Source organism: Ketogulonicigenium vulgare WSH-001, from assembly GCF_000223375.1.
Lineage (GTDB): Bacteria > Pseudomonadota > Alphaproteobacteria > Rhodobacterales > Rhodobacteraceae > Ketogulonicigenium > Ketogulonicigenium vulgare.
Window position 1 is genome coordinate 2,247,914 of record NC_017384.1, and the last position, 19,247, is coordinate 2,267,160.

The window sequence follows — 19,247 nt, forward strand, 5'->3', positions numbered from 1 at the left end:
GGGTCAGGCGAAATAATCGGCCAGCACGCGGGTATAAATTGCTTGCAGCTGGCCGATCTGAACGATCTCGACCCGTTCATCGACGCCGTGCATCCGCTTGCCGACAAGGCCGAATTCCACGACGGGGCAATGCGATTTCACGAAACGCGCATCCGATGTGCCGCCGCTGGTCGACAGCACCGGTGACAGTCCGGTTTCCGCCTTGACCGCCGCCGCCACCAGATCCGACAGCGCGCCGGGCGGGGTCAGGAACGCTTCGCCCGAGATGCGGCTGCGCAGAGCCACTTGCACACCGAATTCGGCGGCGACTTTATCCGCCTCGGCCTGCATCCAATCGACAAGGCTCGCGCCGGTGTGGATGTCGTTGAACCGCACATTGATCGTGGCGCGCGTCTGGCCCGGGATCACATTCGTTGCGCCGTTGCCGGTATCAATCGTCACAACCTGCAGCGAGGACGAGTCGAAGTGATCGGTGCCCTCGTCCAGCACGCGCGACGACAACCTATCCATCAGCCGCGCCATCGCGGGCATCGGGTTCAGCGCGCGCTGCGGATAGGCCGCATGGCCCTGTTGACCCGTCACCGTGAACCATACCGTGGCCGAGCCGCGACGGCCGATTTTCATCATATCGCCCAAAACTTCGGGGCTGGTCGGCTCGCCCACGATGCAGACGGACATCGCCTCGCCATTCTCGGCCATCCAATCCAGCAAGGCGCGGGTGCCATCCTCGCCGACGTCTTCCTCGTCGCCGGTAATGGTCAGCACAATCGCGCCATCAGGCGGGGTATTGCGCGTGAAATCAATCGCCGCGCCGACAAAGGCCGCGACGCCCGATTTCATATCCACCGCGCCGCGCCCATACATATAGCCGTCGACAATTTCCGCCCCGAACGGATCAAACGTCCACTGGCTGGCATCGCCCACCGGCACCACGTCGATATGGCCGTTAAAGCCGAAGCTGCGGTTCGCGCCCTTGCGGCCCCAGCGGGCAAACAGGTTGCTGATGCCGCCGCGATCGACGCGGGTGCATGCGAAACCGGCATCTGTCAGCGCGCGTTCCAGCAGAACCAACGCCCCCCCCTCATGCGGGGTGACCGAGGGACATTTGATCAGATCGGCGGTCAGTTTGACGGCATCGAAACTCATGCGTTGTCACCGGTAAAGGGCGTGACTTGCGCGACGACGACGCTGTTTTCAGCCAAAGCGCGCTCCATCAACTCGTGTTCTTCGTCCGAGACCTCGGGGCCATCGCGCAGGCGATCTTCCAGCGTGCCATAGCCCGTGACATCCAAGGGGGCCATATCGGCCTGCTTTAGAATGGCGACGGTCTCGCGCACCGCCTCGGCCTCGTCGACGCCGCTGGCATAGCACAGCAGCGCGGCGCCCGTGGCGTTGTCCGGCAGCCCGTCACCATCATGGCGTCCAACTTCGACCACCAGCGTATAGACTTGCTGCGGACGTTTGGTTTTCTCGGGTCTCTCTTCGGACATCTCGGGCTCCTTCGGCTGTGCGGCTTTGCTGTCTGCCTGCGCGTCCATTGTCAACATGCGAAAAGGGCGAGGCCTTGCGGCCCCGCCCCCCATTTGTTTCCCGTGTAACGGCCGTTACCGTTTTACGGCGCGCCCGATGGCGATCAAGATACAGGCACCGATCAGGCCCACGATCAGCTGCGGAATCCACGCATCTGCTGCATAAATGCCAAGCGCGGCCAGCACGATATTGAGCAGAACCGCACCGACGATCCCGAGGATGATATTGAGGATAAGCCCCGTATCAGCCTTCATGATCATGCTGGCAAACCATCCTGCAAGACCACCGATGATGATATTTCCAAGAATTCCCAGTCCCATGTCTCGCTCCAAAATATTGAGGGCATTGAACCTACAACGCGCCAGCACGGGATTGGTTCCACTTAATCGCGCAGCAGCTCGTTGATGCCGGTCGAGGAGCGGGTCTTGGCGTCGACTTGCTTGACGATCACCGCGCAATAGAGGTTCACGCCGTTCTTCGACGGCATCGAGCCCGAGACGACCACCGAATAGGGCGGCACTTCGCCATAGGTAACCTCGCCGGTGTCGCGGTTCACGATCTTGGTCGATTTGCCGATGAACACGCCCATCGAAATGACCGAGCCTTCGCGCACGATCACGCCTTCGACGATTTCCGAACGCGCACCGATAAAGCAGTTGTCTTCGATGATGGTGGGGCCAGCCTGCATTGGCTCTAGCACGCCGCCGATACCGACGCCGCCCGACAGGTGGACGTTCTTGCCGATCTGCGCGCAAGAGCCGACGGTGACCCAGGTGTCAACCATCGTGCCCTCATCAACATAGGCACCAAGGTTCACAAAGCTGGGCATCAGCACCGCGCCCGGCGCCACATAGGCCGAGCGGCGCACAACGCAGTTCGGCACCGCGCGGAAACCGGCTTCGCGCCAATCCGCTTCGCCCCAGCCTTTGAACTTGCTGTCGACTTTATCCCACCACGTGCCGCCTTGCGGGCCGCCGTCGTGGATTTCCATGTCTTTAATGCGGAAACCCAGCAACACGGCCTTTTTGGCCCACTGGTTCACATGCCAATCGCCGTTGGCCTGACGTTCAGCCACGCGCAACTTGCCCTTATCCAGCGCTTCCAACGTTGCCTCAATGGCATCAACGGCCTCGCCACGGCTGGCGGGGGTCAGGGCTGCGCGGTCTTCCCACGCAGCCTCGATGGCGGCTTCAAGGGCGGCATTCGACATGGTTCTCTCCTATTCGTGTCAGCAAGGCTGATAACGCGACGAGAGAGGGCTGGCAATCGGACTAGTTGACGTTCGCGCTTTGGCGTTGTGCGGGTTGTTGGCCATTGCGCGGAAACAAGGCAGCCCATTCGATCGACAGGCGCTGCGCCTCGCTTTGGCGCGGATCATCGGGCGCAAGTTCGGCCGGGGTGCGGCCGTCCAGCTCGTTCGCAAGCTCGCGCACGCGCTGTTCCAGCGCGATGCGGCGGGCGGTCTGGGCGGGCTCGCTCAGCGGCGGAATGATAAAACCGGGGCGGCTGTTCAGCAGGTTCGGGTGCTGCGCCTGCACGGCGGCAAGGCCCTCGCCTTCCTCGGTCACGGTGGCGATAAAGCCGACCTGCGCGGGCAGTACGACATAGGCCGACAGATTGCGGGCGCTGGCGGACAGATGCACAACGGCGAAATCCGTGCCCATCAGCATACGCCAGTCACAGGCACCGTTCAGCGCGGCGAATTCCTTCAGCGGCAGCGCGCGGCGGCTTGAGCCGAACAGGCGATAGATCGCATCTTGCACCTCGCGCATGTCGCGCGCGCCAATCGCCTCGACAAAACGTTCGGACATTTTGCGCGAGGGACCTTCGGCGATTTCGACAGGGGTCACGCCGGGTTTGGGGATGAAAAAGCTAACGCCATTGGGCAGCAGCGCCTCGGATTGCGGCGATGCGGGGCCAACGATCTTGCCGCCCTCGGCGCGGGTATGGGTGTACACCTCGCGCAGGGTGCCGGGACGGATCGAGGGTTGCTGCACAATCGCGGTCCGCAATGCGCGCGGCACGGCCAGAACGTCAAATTCGACGGCGTTCAGCTTGATCTTCATCGGAATGTCCTTGTGGGAAAGCCTTAGGCGCCGGTTGCGACTTCGGCAGCGATCTGGGCGCGCGATTTGCGGGCACGCTCGGTTGCGGATTTCAACTGGCCACAGGCGGCCATGATATCTTCGCCGCGCGGACGACGCACGGGGCTGGCATAGCCTGCACGGTTGACGATATCACCAAAGGCCTCGATCCGCGCCTTGGTCGAGCGCTGATACGGCGAGCCCGGCCATTCGTTGAACGGGATCAGGTTGATCTTGGCAGGGATGCCGCGGATCAGCTCGACCAGACGGCGGGCATCGTCGTCGCTGTCATTGACGCCGCGCAGCATCACATATTCAAAGGTGATCCGTTCAGAATTCGAAAGCGCGGGATATTCACGCAGCGCGGTCAGCAGCGCCTCGATATTCCATTTGCGGTTCACCGGCACCAGCACGTTGCGCACGTCGTCAGTGGTGGCGTGGAAACTGACGGCCAGTTGGCAGCCGATTTCGACCGCGGTGCGCGCGATTTCCGGCACGATCCCCGAGGTCGACAGCGTGATACGGCGGCGCGACAACTGAATCCCCTCGGGGTCCATGCAGATCTTCATCGCATCGCGCACGTTTTCGAAATTATACAGCGGCTCGCCCATGCCCATCAGCACGATATTCGACAGACGGCGGGGGCCAAGCTCGCTGACATCCTGCCCCGGATGCGGCCATTCGCCCAGATCGTCCCGCGCGACCATGACCTGGCCGACAATCTCGGCGGTGGTCAGGTTGCGCACCAGCTTTTGCGTGCCGGTATGGCAAAAGGAACAGGTCAGCGTGCAGCCGACTTGGCTGGACACGCACAGCGTGCCGCGATCGGTCTCGGGGATATAAACGACCTCGACCTCGTGGCCGCCGGCGATGCGCACCAGATATTTGCGGGTGCCATCTTCGGACACTTGGCGCGTCACAACTTCGGGCACGGCCAGCACATAGGTTTCGGCCAATTTGGCGCGCAGGTCTTTGGCCAGATTCGTCATCAGCGCGAAATCACGCACGCCCCAGACATAGATCCACTGCCACAGCTGACCCATGCGCATCTTGGCCTGCTTTTCCGGCACGCCGATGTCGATCATCGCCTGACGCATCTGGTCACGCGTCATGCCGACAAGATTCGCAGGCCCATCGGGCAGCTTGCGCGGGATGGTCAGCATATCTTGCGTCACCGGCGCCTTTGCAGGGTCGGGCTGGGGGACAGGCTGGAAGCTGGTGGCCGTGGCGGTCATGGCGTCACTCGCAATAAACAACAGACGCGCGTCTTAGCGTAAAACCCAAATGGGTTCTACGCCAAATTACGCGGCGAAAATCACGTTTTCACGCCAGCCGGGTTAGCCGCAGCGGCGCTGTGCGTCGTCGATGGCCGCCGTCACACCCGACAGCGAGAAGTTATCCGTGGTGCGGTTACCGCGCCCCGAGACCCCCTCGACCACCGCGCGCGAGCCGCGACGCATCGCAGCAACCACACGGGCATCTTCCTCGGACGAGGACAGCCATGCCCATTCGCCTTCGGTGAACATGTTATAGGCGGTGCCGTCGACCGTCAGCGTCACGGTCGAGCCTTCGCGGAACGGATAGCCGCCGGTAAAGGCAACCTGACCGCTGACGCTGTCGCCGGGGCGATAGAAGACGAACAAAAAGATCGACCCGCGCGAAACCTGGGTCGCCGCGCCGCTGGCGTTTACGGCACTCCAGTCCTGCGGCACCGACAGCGCCAGGCATTCGCGGGGCGACTGCTCTTCGTAGACGTTCCAGTTCGTAAAGGCGGCAACGCGGTTCGAGGTCGTCTGCTGCGCAAAAGCGGGAGAGATCCCCGCCAACACAGCCAACCCCGTCGCCAGCGCACGCACGCCACGCATCCGTCGTGAAATCATTGCAGCCTCCAAGCCGTCTTGTTCTGCAACCCGACCCGGCAGGCTGACCCATAGGCCGTCCAAAGGGCGGATCGTCTTCAACCCGATAGCGCAGGTTTAGCAACAAAGCACATAAGCGGAAAAGCCCTGCTTGGCGCCAGACTGCGCGAATTCTTGCTGAACATGCCGTGATCTGCGTGCAAGGCCCCGCCAATCCGCACAATCCTAAGTGATCGGCCCAAGCGGCGCCTGAAAACCACCCCCGACACCGCCCGCGAATCACCTGGGGAAAGGCGCCTGAATCGGCGCAAGGACGCCGATCACATTTATTCTACATCACTTGCGACCAGCGTGATCACAGTTCTGACTTTCACGCAAATGCGATGAAAAAATTCTGCCTGCGACAATCACAGGGCATTTTGCCAAACAGCGCATAAAGCTGCGCGGCACGGCCATATCGTCGCGGGGTGTTTGCGGAAAATCGACATAATTTCAGTGCGCAATCTGGAAATTGTCGCAGGCTGAGGCCGATTTACCCCCTTGGTACACCACTTGACTTCATTTGGGGAAAAATGTGGTTTGCACCCAATCCCGGCCCGCAGACACGGCGTCAGGGGGCTGAAACACCCAAGGCGGAGTTGTCCGGCAAAGACTGACATTTCTGTTTGCGGCCGTTATATAGGGGCTGCTCGCAGATGTCGGCACCTTGTCCGGCCTGCGACGCAGCAAGGTAAAGGAAGCTAAAATGAAAAACAAAACCACTCTGGGCGGCGCGCTTGCACTTGCAGCACTGCTGGCCGGAACGACCGGGGCACTGGCGTTCAGCAACATCGAACGTCCCGCACCGGCCGCTGATACTGCAGCTACCGAAGAAGCACCTGCTGCCGCTGCTGGCGCCGCCACTTCGATCTACGACGGCGTTTACACTGCAGCCCAGGCCGAAGCTGGCCAGGCTGCATGGATGACCAGCTGCGCAAGCTGCCACGGCCCGACCGCTCGCGGCTCGTCGGGTGGTCCGCGCGTTATCGGCCCTGTCATCAACAACAAGTATGCTGACAAGCCGCTGCTGGACTACTTCAACTACACCCGCGACAACATGCCGATGGGCGCGCCTCACTCGTTGAGCGACGATACCTATGTTGAAATCGTTGCGTTCATTCTGCAATCGCACGGCGCAGAGCCGGGCGAGACGGAACTGACCTCGGACGAAGCGCTGCTCGGCAGCCTGATGATGGGCCGTAACCCCAACTAAACGCAGGGTCGCCAACCGCTTGACGGTAAGCAACCTACCAGATTGGCCGGCTACGGTCGGCCAATCCTCCTTTACCAACCCTCCATCCCAAACAAGGTAAAACCTGATGAAGACGTCGTCTTTGCTGGTTGCGAGCGTTGCCGCGCTTGCAAGCTATAGCTCCTTTGCGCTTGCTCAAGTGACCCCCGTCACCGATGAATTGCTGGCGAACCCGCCCGCTGGGTGAATGGATCAGCTACGGTCAGAACCAAGAAAACTACCGTCACTCGCCCCTGACGCAGATCACGACTGAGAACGTCGGCCAACTGCAACTGGTCTGGGCGCGCGGCATGCAGCCGGGCAAAGTCCAAGTCACGCCCCTGATCCATGACGGCGTCATGTATCTGGCAAACCCGGGCGACGTGATCCAGGCCATCGACGCCAAAACTGGCGATCTGATCTGGGAACACCGCCGCCAACTGCCGAACATCGCCACGCTGAACAGCTTTGGCGAGCCGACCCGCGGCATGGCGCTGTACGGCACCAACGTTTACTTTGTTTCGTGGGACAACCACCTGGTCGCCCTCGACACCGCAACTGGCCAAGTGACGTTCGACGTCGACCGCGGCCAAGGCGAAGACATGGTTTCGAACTCGTCGGGCCCGATCGTGGCAAACGGCGTGATCGTTGCCGGTTCGACCTGCCAATACTCGCCGTTCGGCTGCTTTGTCTCGGGCCACGACTCGGCCACCGGTGAAGAGCTGTGGCGCAACTACTTCATCCCGCGCGCTGGCGAAGAGGGTGATGAGACTTGGGGCAACGATTACGAAGCCCGTTGGATGACCGGCGTCTGGGGTCAGATCACCTATGACCCCGTTGGCGGCCTTGTCCACTACGGCTCGTCGGCTGTTGGCCCGGCTTCGGAAACCCAGCGCGGCACCACCGGCGGCACCATGTACGGCACCAACACCCGTTTCGCTGTCCGTCCCGAGACTGGCGAGATCGTCTGGCGTCACCAAACTCTGCCCCGCGACAACTGGGACCAAGAGTGCACCTTCGAGATGATGGTTGCCAACGTTGACGTGCAGCCCGCAGCTGACATGGACGGCGTCCGCTCGATCAACCCGAACGCCGCCACCGGCGAGCGTCGCGTTCTGACCGGCGTTCCGTGCAAAACCGGCACCATGTGGCAGTTCGACGCCGAAACCGGCGAATTCCTGTGGGCCCGTGACACCAGCTACGAGAACATCATCGAATCGATCGACGAAAACGGCATCGTGACCGTCGACGAGTCGAAAGTTCTGACCGAGCTGGACACCCCCTATGACGTCTGCCCGCTGCTGCTGGGTGGCCGTGACTGGCCGTCGGCTGCGCTGAACCCCGATACCGGCATCTACTTTATCCCGCTGAACAACACCTGCATGGATATCGAAGCTGTCGACCAGGAATTCAGCTCGCTGGACGTGTACAACCAAAGCCTGACCGCCAAAATGGCACCGGGTAAAGAGCTGGTTGGCCGTATCGACGCCATCGACATCAGCACAGGCCGCACCCTGTGGACCGCTGAGCGCGAAGCCTCGAACTACGCGCCTGTCCTGTCGACCGCTGGCGGCGTTCTGTTCAACGGCGGCACCGACCGTTACTTCCGCGCTCTCAGCCAAGAGACCGGCGAGACCCTGTGGCAGACCCGTCTGGCGACTGTCGCTTCGGGCCAAGCTGTCTCGTACGAGATCGACGGCGTCCAATACATCGCCATCGGCGGCGGCGGCACGACCTATGGTTCGTTCCACAACCGTCCCCTGGCCGAGCCGGTCGACTCGACCGCGATCGGTAATGCGATGTACGTCTTCGCGCTGCCCCAGCAATAAGCTGACAGCATGACGTCAATAGCAAAGGGCCCTGCGGGGCCCTTTGTCATATAGATTGGGGGCCGCGTGCCCTGACTCTTTGCATATTGCTGAAACTTGCGGCAAATTGACGCTAGCGTTTCTGTTACAGACCCAATAAACCTTTAAGAACAACAGATGTTCGGAGAAAAAGAGATGAGACATGCTAAACTGTGCGGTTATGTCACATCCGCGCTTTTGACCTGCTTTGGAACTGCCGCTTTGGCGCAGAACGAGGTTGTATCGCGTGATCTTTACACCGAACGTACCAGCCAAGATAACCGGCTTGTCTTTTGCTATAACGGCTTCAACGCACTGTCGGAATTCGAACAGGATCTGGCCCGCGCCCTTGGCGATGCGCTGCTCACCGAGGTCACGCTGGCCACCTATCGCGAGGGCGATCTGGGCTCGACGCCCACCCGTTACGATTATCGCCTGCCGATCAGCGATGAGCAGATTTTCGTGTTGCTGGCACAGACCTGCGATGCCTTCCTTGGCTATGTCGCAAACAGCAATGCGCCCGAATGGATGCGCGTGACGCGTCCCTATATCACTGTGGAATCGGTCATGTTCACCGCCGACCCCGAGATCCACACGGCTGCTGATCTGACAGTGCCGGTACGCGTCGGCATCCGCATGACCACGCCCGGCGATAGCCAGTTGATTTCGTATACGAATAACACGCCCGGTTGGGCACGCACCCCCTATCACGACAATGCCCGTGTCGTAGAACGTGTGCTGGACGGCTCGACCAATGTCGGCATGATCTGGCGCCAAGGCTTTTACCTTGCACGCCAAGATATGGGCGATGATCCCAAGATTTTCCTGATGGATAGCCTGCCGTTCTCGGCCCGCACCTCGGCCATCGGTATCGCGACCCGTGCGCAGGACGGTTACCTGAATACGCTGCTGAGCGACGCGATCGCCGCGCTAGAGGCCGACGGCACGATCAACGCGCTGCAGGTCAAACACCACATGCTGCCCGAGGGATAGGATGATCCCGGTCTTTGACCTTACGCTTTGGCAGGTCGTGCTGCGTGTGATCGGTGGGCTGGTTGCGATCAGCCTTTTCGGCGCGGCGCTGTCGTGGATGTTCCGCCTGATGGGCGATAGTGGCCCGCATTATGACGGGCGCAGCAAACCAAACCCGGCGACGCAAATCTCGTGGATCGCGATGGTCGGCGTGGTGCTGGTGCGCTTTGGCTGGGCCAAACCGCTGGATGTCGACCCGAAAAAGCTGCACGGCGGCGCAATTGGCTCGGTGATCGCGGTGCTGGGCGCAATGGCGGTGCTGGTGCTGCTGGGAAATCTTGCCCTCTGGGCAAGTGCCTATGCGGTGACACTGTTCCCGCCGCCCTTTGGCCTGAATATCCAAAACATCCTGACGACGCTTGCCCCGATTTGCGCGGCGACCGCGGTGATCAACCTGATCCCCCTGCCGCCCTTTGCCGGTGGTTATGTACTGAAAGCCGTGGCCCCCGCCGTCTATCGCCGGATGCCGCCTGCCTGGATTATCGGAGCCGCGCTGATCGCCTTGTTCTATGTGGGGCGCGGTTTGGGGCTGAATGGGCTGTTGCAAAGCCTTGCCAGCCTGCTGCTGCCCGGACGCCTATAGATGACCGACCTGCCTGCCACGCCCTCTGTGATTGATCCCGAACGCCGCCTGATGGCGCCCGCCCGCGTGGTGCTGCGCCGCTGGAAGCAGCGCAATGCGCTATTGGTGTTCCTGCTGGCAGGGCTGGTTGCGGCGCTGGTGGTGTTGATCATGCGCCTTGCCGGCAGCGGCTTTCCAGCACTGCCGATTGTGTTTGGCGCGCTGACCTTTGGCCTTTTGATCACGATGATGATCAATCGCGGCGCGGGCGGACGGTTGCTGTGGCTGATCGACCGCCGTGCGGGGCGCGATCAGGCCTATGCGACGGCGACCCGCCTTGCGCTGGATCATATTGAACCCGGCCCGGTCGGCCGTGTGCTGCTGCAAGATCAGGCCGAAGCCGCCCGCCAGATCGACCCGCGCGGCATTATCGCCCTGCCCGGCCTGCCCGCCATTGGTGCGGCTGTGGCCCTGATCGTTGTGATGGGTGCGAACTTCTGGCTGGCCGACCAGCGCGCGCTGGAGAATGCGCCGCTGGACGACACAATAGCCGTCGATGAAGCGCCCATTCCCGCGCTGGACGAATCCGTCAACACCATCGCCACCCGCATTGCCGAGGATGCGCGCGAAAGTGGAAATGAATATCTGGCCGCCGTCGCCCGCGCCTTGACCGAGGCGGCCGAGGAATTGGCGAATGCCCCCGATGATGCCGCCTTGCAGCAGGAAGTCTCGGATCTGCTGGAACATGCGCGGCGCGCCTATGGCGACACGCCGCCCAGTTGGATGGGTCAGCCAGACAGTTTCTCTGCGCAGCAGATGGCGCAGAATATTGACGAACAGATCGCCAGCGAAGCCCGCGCCGCAGAACGCGCAGCCCAGCGCGCCGAAGAAGGTTTTGTCGATATTTATGAGCGCGATGACGCACGGCTCGAGGCGCTCTATAGCGACCGGAACGAGACAGAGCTGCTGTCGAACGTCGATGCCAGCGCGATGCGTCCCTCGGATGTCGATCTTGAGGGCGGCGTTGCCCCCGATGAGGGCGAACCGCGCCGCATGGACGATGCCGAGCTGGAAATGATAGGCGGCGCGCCCATCGGCGCGGCCATGGAATCCGGCAAGGGCGAAAGCGAAATGGCGGGCGGCGGCAGCCAAGAGCTGGCGGACGACACCACGCCCGCCGGCCCCGAAATAACCGCCGCAAATGATATGACCCTTTCCTCGAATGCCGAGGCAACGGGCAACCGTATCCGCATCGACGCCGCCCCCCCGATGGCGGGCGCGGGCGGCGATGCCGCAAGCGGCAGCAGCGGCGGCTTTGACGATACCCAGATTGCCCGCGCGGCGATGGGCGCGGCGCGTCTGGATATTCCGCCCGCTGCCCGCGCCATGATCGCACGTTACCTTGACCGCAGCAGCACTTCGCAGAACGGGCCGACACAATGAATTTCGGCCTTTTGTTTCCGGCATTTTTGCTGATCGGCGCATTGTCGGCGCTTGTTCTGTGGCTGCATGCCCAGCGCAAACGGCAGGTGATCGTGCCCAGCCTGCGGCTATGGCATGCGCTGGCGATCCCGTCCGGCGCGGCGCGGCGGTCGCGCCAATGGCCGCCGCTGACATGGCCGCTTGTTCTGCAAATCTTGGCGGTGCTGTTTGCCGCGCTGGCCTTGGCGCAGCCCTTTATCGGCGCACGCCCCGCCGATCACAGCATCCTCATTATCGACAGCCCCCTGCCCGAGGATACGACCGCGCTGGCCGCCGCCTTGACCCATGAATTCGCGCAGGCGCGCGCGGTTTCTGTTCTGGCGGGCGGCAGCGCGCCGCGCCTGATCGCCGCGCGCCAGAACTCCGGTACGCTGGAGGCTGAGGATCTGATCAACCGCGCCCGCGCGGCGATGCGCGCCGCCCCATCGCCGCAAACGGATTGGCGCGCGATCGAGACACGGCGTCAGATGATTGACCCCGATGGCACAGCCGCGCTGGTTGTGCTGGGCGATACGCCCTTGCCTGCGGATCAAACTGCGCGCCATGTCATCTTGTCCGACGTCCCGCCGACGCAGATGAGCTATACGCTCACCCCTGCCGCACAGCCCTATAGCTTCCGCCTGTCGGGCCAGATCGCAATGGCCGAGGGCGTCGAGAGCGCGCGCCTTGTGCTGGGATATGCCGATGGTCCCGGTGTGACGCCGCTGCCTTGGGTGGAAAAGACGCTGGGCCGTTCGGTCTCAGGCCGCATCAATGTCATGGAAACGCTGAATCTGCCCGGCCCCGGCTTGCTGACGGTCAGTCTGGACGGACGCCTGCTGGGCACATTCCAGACCGAGGCGCCCGCCGCCGAAAATGCATATCTTTATTTTGGCGAGGGACAGCAGCCTTGGCTGAACGCCCTGCGTGCACTGCCCGATACGGCACTTTATCAATCCAGCGCGGTACCTGCCGACCTGTCCACCTATCGCGCCGCGATCGTGGACGGCGTCGCGATTGACCGCGCGCCCGCGCTGCCGACGCTGTGGATCGGTGCCGCGCATTTGGCGGGCCAAGACGCCCCCGCGCGACTGGCGCAATCCGATCCCGACGCGTGGCAGACCGACAATCCGGTGCTGGCGGGGATTGATCTGAAACCGCTGCTGCCCGGCCCGGCCTATCAACTGCCGGTCATCGCGGGGGCGGATGTCCTGCTATCCGCGGCGGGGCAGCCGCTGATCCAACTGGCCGAGATCGACGGCATCCGTCAGGCTTGGCTGGCCTTCGACCCGCGCAGCTCGAACTGGCAAAATGATCCGGCGCTGGCGCTGTTGACCGCGTCGGTGATGGGGTGGCTGGCGCCCGCAGATCCGCTGCTGGCCTGCACGGCGGCCCAGCCCTGCTATCCTGACGGTCGCCCGCTGGGGCAAATCGTGGCGGATCAAGCCGCACGCAACGATATCGCCACCACCGGCGCAAACCTGCGCCTGTGGCTGCTGCTGGCCGCGACCGCCTGTATTATCGCCGATACCGTGCTGGCGGCGCGCCGCCGCGGCGGGCGGTTTGGTCTGCCCTCTGTCCCGGCGACACTGGCAAGCGTCATCATGCTGGCGGCCGCACTGAATATGCCGGTGCCGCAGCCCTCGGCTGCCGCTGGGTTGGTGGCGATTGATGTGCAAGGTGCCAGCACGCAAAGCGGTTTGCGCCTTGACCAGCAAAGCATGACAACCGCCTCGTCCTTGCCGCAGATCAGTGCCGCCGGCCCCGAGGCGGCGGCGACAGGCGTGCAGCAAGCGGCGCTCGCGATTGAACTGGCCAATGCCAGCCTGCCCTCCACGCAAGCGGGTGCCATCTTGCTGGGCGCGCCGATTGCGACCTCGCCCATTACCGATCCTGCACTGACCTCGCGCCTGCCCATCCATTACATCGCGCCCGCCCCGCCGAGCGGCGCGCCCGTTCTGCGCAGCCTCGAGCTGACCGGCCGTCCCATGCAAGGCGAGCCGCTGCCCGTGACCTTGCTGGTCCATGCACCCGCCGCCACTGATGCAACGTTGCGCCTGACGCTGGATGGCGAAATGCTGTCCGAAGTCCCGGTCGCCTTGCACTCGGGCGACAACCGGATCGAGACGTTGCTGCCCGAGCTGGAAAGCCCCGAGGCTTTCTTGCAGGCCGAATTGCTGACAACGGGCGCGGTGCTGCCAACCCAAACCGCGGGCCTGATCATCCGTCCGGGTCCGCAGCGCCCCGTCGCCGTCATCGCGGCTGACCGGGCCGAGGGCGAGGCCGTCGTGCAACTGCTGCTGGATCAAGGCATGGTCGATATCACCTTGCTGAACCCCGCCCAAACCCCGACCTATCTGCGCGACTGGGCGCCCTATGGCAGCGTCGTGCTGGTAGACACGCCCGCGCTCGAGATCGAGCCCTATGCCCAGCGCATGTTGCAGCGCATGGTCAATGAATACGGCCTTGGTCTGCTGATCATGGGCGGCCCGCAGTCCTTTGGCCCCGGTGGATATTTCGAGACTCCGCTGGAAGAGCTGTCGCCCCTTTCGGCCCGCGTGCCACGTGAAGCGCCCGAGGTGACGATGGTTTTCGTTCTCGACCGCTCGGGCTCGATGCAGCAGGCGGTGGGTGACAGCAATCGGCTGGGCGTCGCAAAGAATGCGACCCTGTCGGCGCTGGAACTGCTGAACCCGCAAAGCCAGATCGGCGTCATCGTGTTTGATACCGAAGAAACGACCGTCGTGCCGCTGTCGACCCTGGATATCCCGGCGGCGCAGATCGCGCTGGACCGCGTGGATACCGGCGGCGGCACGGCGATCTATCCCGGTCTTGTGGCCGCCTATCGCGAATTGCAGCGCAGCGAGTCGCCCGCCAAACATATCATCGTCATGACGGACGGCCTGAGCCAGCCCGGCGATTGGGAGGGCATTCTGCGCCAGATCACAGCGGATGGCACCACCGTCTCGGCGGTTGCAATCGGTGTGGGCGCAGATACCGGCGCAGCAGAAAATATCGCCCGCCTCGGCAATGGCGTCGCCCATATCAGCCGCGATTTCGAGGCCCTGCCCTCGATCCTCGCGCAAGAGGCGATGATGTTCTCGAACCCGCTGAACGAGGAACCCAGCCAGCCGGTCTGGACGGGCGTCACCGCCCCCTTCTTGCGCGCCATGCCCGCTAGCCTGCCGCCGATCAACGCCTTTGTCCTGACTACGGCAAAGCCCGAGGCGACGCTGGCCATGACCGCGCCCGATGCGCAGGGCGAAGACATGCCCCTGCTGGCATGGTGGCGCGTCGGCAATGGTCAGGTTATGGCCTTTGCCTCGGATGTGACCAGCGACTGGACGGCACCATGGCATGATCTGCCGGGCTATGGCGCGCTATGGGCCGATAGCCTGCGCGCCTTCCAACCCGTCACCCCGACCAGCGGGTTGATCCTGACACTGGCCCCCGATCACGAATCCCTCGCCGTCACGCTGACCGCCCTCTCGCGCGAGGGTGAGCCGGTGCTGGGCCTGCGCCCCGTGGCCGAGGTGCGGACCAACCAAGGCACTGATCTGGTGAACCTGCATAGCGTCGGCGGCGGGGTTTATCGCGGCACGCTGGCGCGCGGGCTGACCGGACGCTATGACGCTACGCTGACCGCCGACAGCATCGCCGCCATTCCCCTTGGCGCAGGCGAGGGTACGCCCGCCGCACCCAGCGCCAGCTGGTATGAGGCCTTTGCCCCGGCCGCAGATGACACGCGCAGCATCGCTGGCACTTTGGCCCTTGCCGCGATGACCGGCGGGGCCGAGACAACCCTTGCTGCGCTACAGGCCGACCTGTCGGGCACCCAGTGGCAGTTTGCGGGCGCAGTGCCGCTGCTTGCACTGATCGCCCTTGCGCTATTCCTGCTGGACCTGATCCGGCGTTATGCTGACATTCGTATTCTTAGACGCCGGGGCAGCCAAAGCCGCCCGGCCCCGGAAGGAGCACGTCCATGACCATCGCTGAAACCGATGCCGAAATGCTGGCCCGTCTGCGCGGCGCGCTGACGGCAACGCTGCAAGGTATGCAAACCACCGTCATCGGCCAGCAAAGCGCCGTGCGCCTGCTGCTGCTGGGGCTGATCTCGGGCGGTCACGTGCTGCTGGAAGGCCCGCCCGGCGTTGGTAAAACGCTGATGGTACGCAGCCTTGCCACGGCGACCGGCCTTGGCTTTGCGCGCGTGCAATTCACCCCCGACCTGATGCCCGCCGATATCACCGGCGCGAACGTGCTGGTGCCCGATGCCGAGGGGCGCAATCGTCTGGAATTCCGCCCCGGCCCGATCTTTACCCAGCTTTTGCTGGCGGATGAGATCAACCGCGCCACGCCGCGCACGCAATCGGCGCTGCTGGAAGCGATGCAAGAGGGCACCGTCACCGCAGGGGGCGCCACGCATCAACTGCCCAAGCCGTTCTTTGTGCTGGCCACCCAGAACCCGATCGAGATGGAGGGCACCTATACCCTGCCCGAGGCGCAGACCGACCGCTTTTTGTTCCGTATCGATGTGGCCTATCCTGACCAAGCGACGCTGGCAGGCATCCTGACCAGCACCACGGGCGCAACACAGGCCGTACAACAGCAGTCGATCACCCCCGATGACATTTTGGCGCTGCAACAGCTGGTGCGCGCGGTGCCCATCGCGCCCGAAATGGTCGATGCGATCGCGCGCCTTGTGCTGATGACGCAACCCGACAGCCCGATTGCAACCGACGAGGTGCGCCGCAACATCCGCTTTGGCCTCAGCCCGCGCGGCGCGCAGGCTCTGGTGATGGCCGCCAAGGCCCATGCCATGGTCGAGGGGCGCAACCATGTGTCTTCGGCCGATGTGCGCGCGGTTCTGCCCGCGATCTCGGCGCACCGCCTGCAACTGAACTTCGAGGGGCGCGCAAACGGCATTGATACCAGCGCCCTGATCGCCGCAATCTTTGACAAGACGGTGGGCAAGCTCTGATGCGACCCAATCCCGCCCTGCTGGAACAGTTGATGACAGCAAAGCTGGTGCCTTCGCTGGCCCAGCCCTCTGTCGGCACGGGCGAGCGGCGGTCGCGGACGAAAGGGCCGGGGATCGAATTCATCGACCACCGCCCCTATCAGCCCGGCGATGATACGCGTCACTTGGATGCCTATGTCATGGCCCGCAGCGGCGAGGCGGTGATCCGCGAATATGCCCTGATGCGTCAGGTGCCGATCACAATCGTGCTGGATACCTCGGCCTCGATGGCGGAAAAACGCGATGTGGCGGGGCAGATTGCGCAGGTCTTTGGCTTTGTCGGCCTTGCCGCCGGTGACCGCGTGCAGGTAGCTGCCCCGCGCGGCGGCGCCCTGCACCTGGGGCCGCGCCTGCAAGGCACCCAGCGGGCCGAGATCCTGTTTGACGAGATTGCGACCGCCGAGGCAGGCCCCGCGCTGGACCTGACGCCGCTTTTGCGCGCCGCGCAGTCGCAACGCGGGCTGATGATCATCATTTCCGACTGGTGGGACGAGGGCTTGGCCGCGCAATTGCCGCTGGCCGCCGCCGCCGGACAAGAGGTGCTCGGCATCCAGCTATTGGCCCCGATCGAGCGTGACCCGACCGCCCTTGGGCAGGGCGTCATGACACTAGAAGATCAAGAGAGCGGCGCCGAGATTGACGTTCGCCTCGATTCCGCCACCCTTTCCGCCTATACCCGGGCGGTGACATCCTGGCAGCAGGACCTTGGCCAAACATTCCGGCGTTTCAGCTGGCATTTCCTGACTTTGGGAACCGAGGACCCGCTGGACGACTTCTTTCTACGCCGCTGTCGCGGTTTGGGGATCCTGACATGAGCACGACCACACCCGCAGACGCTGTAAATGCCATCGAGGTTCGCGGAATCTCGAAACGCTTTGGCCGGATCGAGGCGCTGAAAGGCGTCGATCTGACGGTGCCCAAAAACAGCATCTTTGCCCTGCTGGGCCCCAATGGCGCCGGAAAATCAACGCTGATCGACATTCTGTGCACCATCCGTCAGCAAGATAAGGGAACCGCCAGCGTCGCGGGTTTCGACACCCGCAAGAATCCGCTCTCCGTGCGCCGCAATATCGGCGTGGTGTTCCAGAACCCCACCGTGGATAGTCGCCTGTCGGTGCGCGAGAATCTGGAATTCCACGGCATGGTCTATCAGATGCCGTACCGCGCCCGCAAAAAGCGGCTGCTCGAGGTGCTGGAACTGGTCGATCTGTCGGATTGGATCGACGCCACCGTTGGATCGCTATCGGGCGGGATGAAGCGCCGGTTGGAAATCGCCCGCGCCCTGATGCACGAACCGCGCATCCTGTTCATGGACGAGCCGACCGTGGGTCTGGATGCGCAATCGCGCGCCGCGATCTGGGACCACTTGGGCCGCCTGCGTGCGGGATCGGATCTGACGGTCGTGGTCACCACTCACTACATCGACGAGGTCGACAGTTGCGACCGCGTTTGCATCATCGACCACGGCATGATTCTTGCCGATGATGCGCCCCAAGCGCTGAAAGACGCGCATGGCACCACGACCCTGCGTCTGCGCCCGACCAGCCCCGATACCGCCAGCGCGCTGCGCAGCCGCTTTCCCACCGCGCAACCGGGCGCGGGCGATACGCTGGTGCTGCCGCTGACCGGGACCGAGGATCTGGCCGGTCTGATGGCCGAAATCGGCCCGCTGTCCAGCGGACTGGAACTGCACCAGCCCTCGCTGGAAAGCGTGTTCCTTGGCCTGACGGGCCGCGATCTGCGCGAGGCAGGCCCCGCCAAACCCGCCCGCAAAGGGGCGCGTAATGGCTGAAGCGGTGCGGCGCAAAAAGCAGGATCTGGCCGATAACGGCGCCGCGATCGCGGTGCTGCGGCTGGCGTTTTTGGGGCTGTTGCTGCTGCTGTGGTGGCTGGCGTCCGAAAACGTCTCGCGCAACCTGATCCCTTCGCCGCTGCAAACCTATGACGCCTTTTGGCGGCTGATCGAAAACGGCCGCCTGCTGACCGCGCTGGGCGATAGCCTGCAAGTCTTCCTTGGTGGATATGGCCTTGCCATTCTGGTCGCCGTGCCACTGGGGCTGGTGATGGGCAGCCTGAAGCTGCTGGGCAAAACGCTAGAGGTCTACCTTTATGCGCTGGCCGCAACGCCGCGCGTCGCGTTCATTCCGCTGATCATCGTGTTTCTGGGCCTTGGGCTAGAGGCGAAGATCACCGTGGTTTTCATGGGCGCGGTGATGCCGATCGTGATGAACACCTATACCGGCGTGCAACAGGTCGACCGCGAGTTGATCGAGATGGCGCGATCCGTGGGCGCGAAACGCCGCCGCATCTATTGGCGCATCGTACTGCCCGGATCGCTGCCCTATCTGATCGCGGGCCTGCGCATCGGCGCAACCATCGGGTTGATCAATACTGTCGTGGCCGAGCTTTACACCTCGGTCCGTGGACTTGGCGGATTGCTGGCCACCTATGGCAACAGCTTCCGCATGGCCGAATATTTCGTCGTCGTCCTCAGCCTCGCGCTGATCGGCGTCGTCGTGACGGAAATTCTGCGCCACATCGAAATTCGCCTTGCCCGATGGAAGCAGGGCGGATGACTTGGA

The 19,247-nt window shown here is 63.3% G+C and carries 16 protein-coding genes and 1 pseudogene; 10 read left to right on the forward strand and 7 right to left on the reverse strand.

All coding sequences use genetic code 11. The annotated features are described in order from the left end of the window. Positions 1-3: 3 nt before the first annotated feature. The 7 genes from dapE to KVU_RS11260 form a co-directional block, all read right to left on the reverse strand. Positions 4-1,146, reverse strand: coding sequence for a succinyl-diaminopimelate desuccinylase (gene dapE, locus KVU_RS11230; RefSeq protein ID WP_014538019.1), 1,143 nt, complete (start codon positions 1,144-1,146; stop codon positions 4-6). Then, complete coding sequence (locus tag KVU_RS11235) at positions 1,143-1,490, reverse strand: DUF8846 family protein (protein ID WP_013385352.1); 348 nt, start codon at positions 1,488-1,490, stop codon at positions 1,143-1,145. Before KVU_RS11235 ends, dapE begins: the two co-directional genes overlap by 4 nt. Before the next feature lie 114 nt (positions 1,491-1,604). Continuing rightward, positions 1,605-1,850, reverse strand: a complete 246-nt coding sequence (locus tag KVU_RS11240; RefSeq protein WP_013385353.1) for a GlsB/YeaQ/YmgE family stress response membrane protein — start codon at positions 1,848-1,850, stop codon at positions 1,605-1,607. A 62-nt stretch (positions 1,851-1,912) separates the two neighbouring features. Continuing rightward, positions 1,913-2,740, reverse strand: a complete 828-nt coding sequence (gene dapD / locus KVU_RS11245; protein ID WP_013385354.1) for a 2,3,4,5-tetrahydropyridine-2,6-dicarboxylate N-succinyltransferase — start codon at positions 2,738-2,740, stop codon at positions 1,913-1,915. Positions 2,741-2,801: 61 nt separating this feature from the next. Beyond that, entirely contained in the window at positions 2,802-3,596 is a 795-nt protein-coding gene (locus KVU_RS11250) for a hypothetical protein (protein ID WP_014538021.1), read from the reverse strand. 23 nt (positions 3,597-3,619) lie between these two features. Then, on the reverse strand, positions 3,620-4,849 hold the full coding sequence (rlmN, locus tag KVU_RS11255) for a dual-specificity RNA methyltransferase RlmN (RefSeq protein ID WP_013385357.1): 1,230 nt from the start codon (positions 4,847-4,849) through the stop codon (positions 3,620-3,622). A 102-nt stretch (positions 4,850-4,951) separates the two neighbouring features. Next, a complete protein-coding gene (locus KVU_RS11260; protein ID WP_013385358.1) occupies positions 4,952-5,494 on the reverse strand; it encodes an invasion associated locus B family protein in 543 nt (180 codons plus the stop codon). 724 nt (positions 5,495-6,218) lie between these two features. Here KVU_RS11260 and KVU_RS11265 point away from each other — a divergent pair. The 10 genes and pseudogenes from KVU_RS11265 to KVU_RS11310 all read left to right on the forward strand — a co-directional run bounded on the left by KVU_RS11265 (position 6,219) and on the right by KVU_RS11310 (position 19,241). Then, complete coding sequence (locus tag KVU_RS11265) at positions 6,219-6,725, forward strand: c-type cytochrome (RefSeq protein ID WP_013385360.1); 507 nt, start codon at positions 6,219-6,221, stop codon at positions 6,723-6,725. Between the two features lie 106 nt (positions 6,726-6,831). Then, a pseudogene (locus KVU_RS11270) lies at positions 6,832-8,572 on the forward strand (pyrroloquinoline quinone-dependent dehydrogenase). A 174-nt stretch (positions 8,573-8,746) separates the two neighbouring features. Beyond that, complete coding sequence (locus KVU_RS11275; protein WP_236953106.1) at positions 8,747-9,583, forward strand: transporter substrate-binding domain-containing protein; 837 nt, start codon at positions 8,747-8,749, stop codon at positions 9,581-9,583. Position 9,584: 1 nt separating this feature from the next. Next, a complete protein-coding gene (locus tag KVU_RS11280) occupies positions 9,585-10,205 on the forward strand; it encodes a zinc metalloprotease (RefSeq protein WP_013385363.1) in 621 nt (206 codons plus the stop codon). Then, entirely contained in the window at positions 10,206-11,627 is a 1,422-nt protein-coding gene (locus KVU_RS11285) for a hypothetical protein (RefSeq protein WP_013385364.1), read from the forward strand. Beyond that, on the forward strand, positions 11,624-15,631 hold the full coding sequence (locus KVU_RS11290) for a VWA domain-containing protein (protein WP_014538023.1): 4,008 nt from the start codon (positions 11,624-11,626) through the stop codon (positions 15,629-15,631). The genes KVU_RS11285 and KVU_RS11290 overlap by 4 nt, the downstream gene beginning before the upstream one ends. Then, positions 15,628-16,626, forward strand: coding sequence for an AAA family ATPase (locus KVU_RS11295; RefSeq protein ID WP_013385367.1), 999 nt, complete (start codon positions 15,628-15,630; stop codon positions 16,624-16,626). The genes KVU_RS11290 and KVU_RS11295 overlap by 4 nt, the downstream gene beginning before the upstream one ends. Further along, positions 16,626-17,480, forward strand: a complete 855-nt coding sequence (locus tag KVU_RS11300; RefSeq protein ID WP_013385368.1) for a DUF58 domain-containing protein — start codon at positions 16,626-16,628, stop codon at positions 17,478-17,480. The genes KVU_RS11295 and KVU_RS11300 overlap by 1 nt, the downstream gene beginning before the upstream one ends. Next, complete coding sequence (locus tag KVU_RS11305; RefSeq protein WP_013385369.1) at positions 17,477-18,457, forward strand: ABC transporter ATP-binding protein; 981 nt, start codon at positions 17,477-17,479, stop codon at positions 18,455-18,457. The genes KVU_RS11300 and KVU_RS11305 overlap by 4 nt, the downstream gene beginning before the upstream one ends. Next, positions 18,450-19,241, forward strand: coding sequence for an ABC transporter permease (locus tag KVU_RS11310; RefSeq protein ID WP_013385370.1), 792 nt, complete (start codon positions 18,450-18,452; stop codon positions 19,239-19,241). The genes KVU_RS11305 and KVU_RS11310 overlap by 8 nt, the downstream gene beginning before the upstream one ends. Positions 19,242-19,247 lie beyond the last annotated feature (6 nt).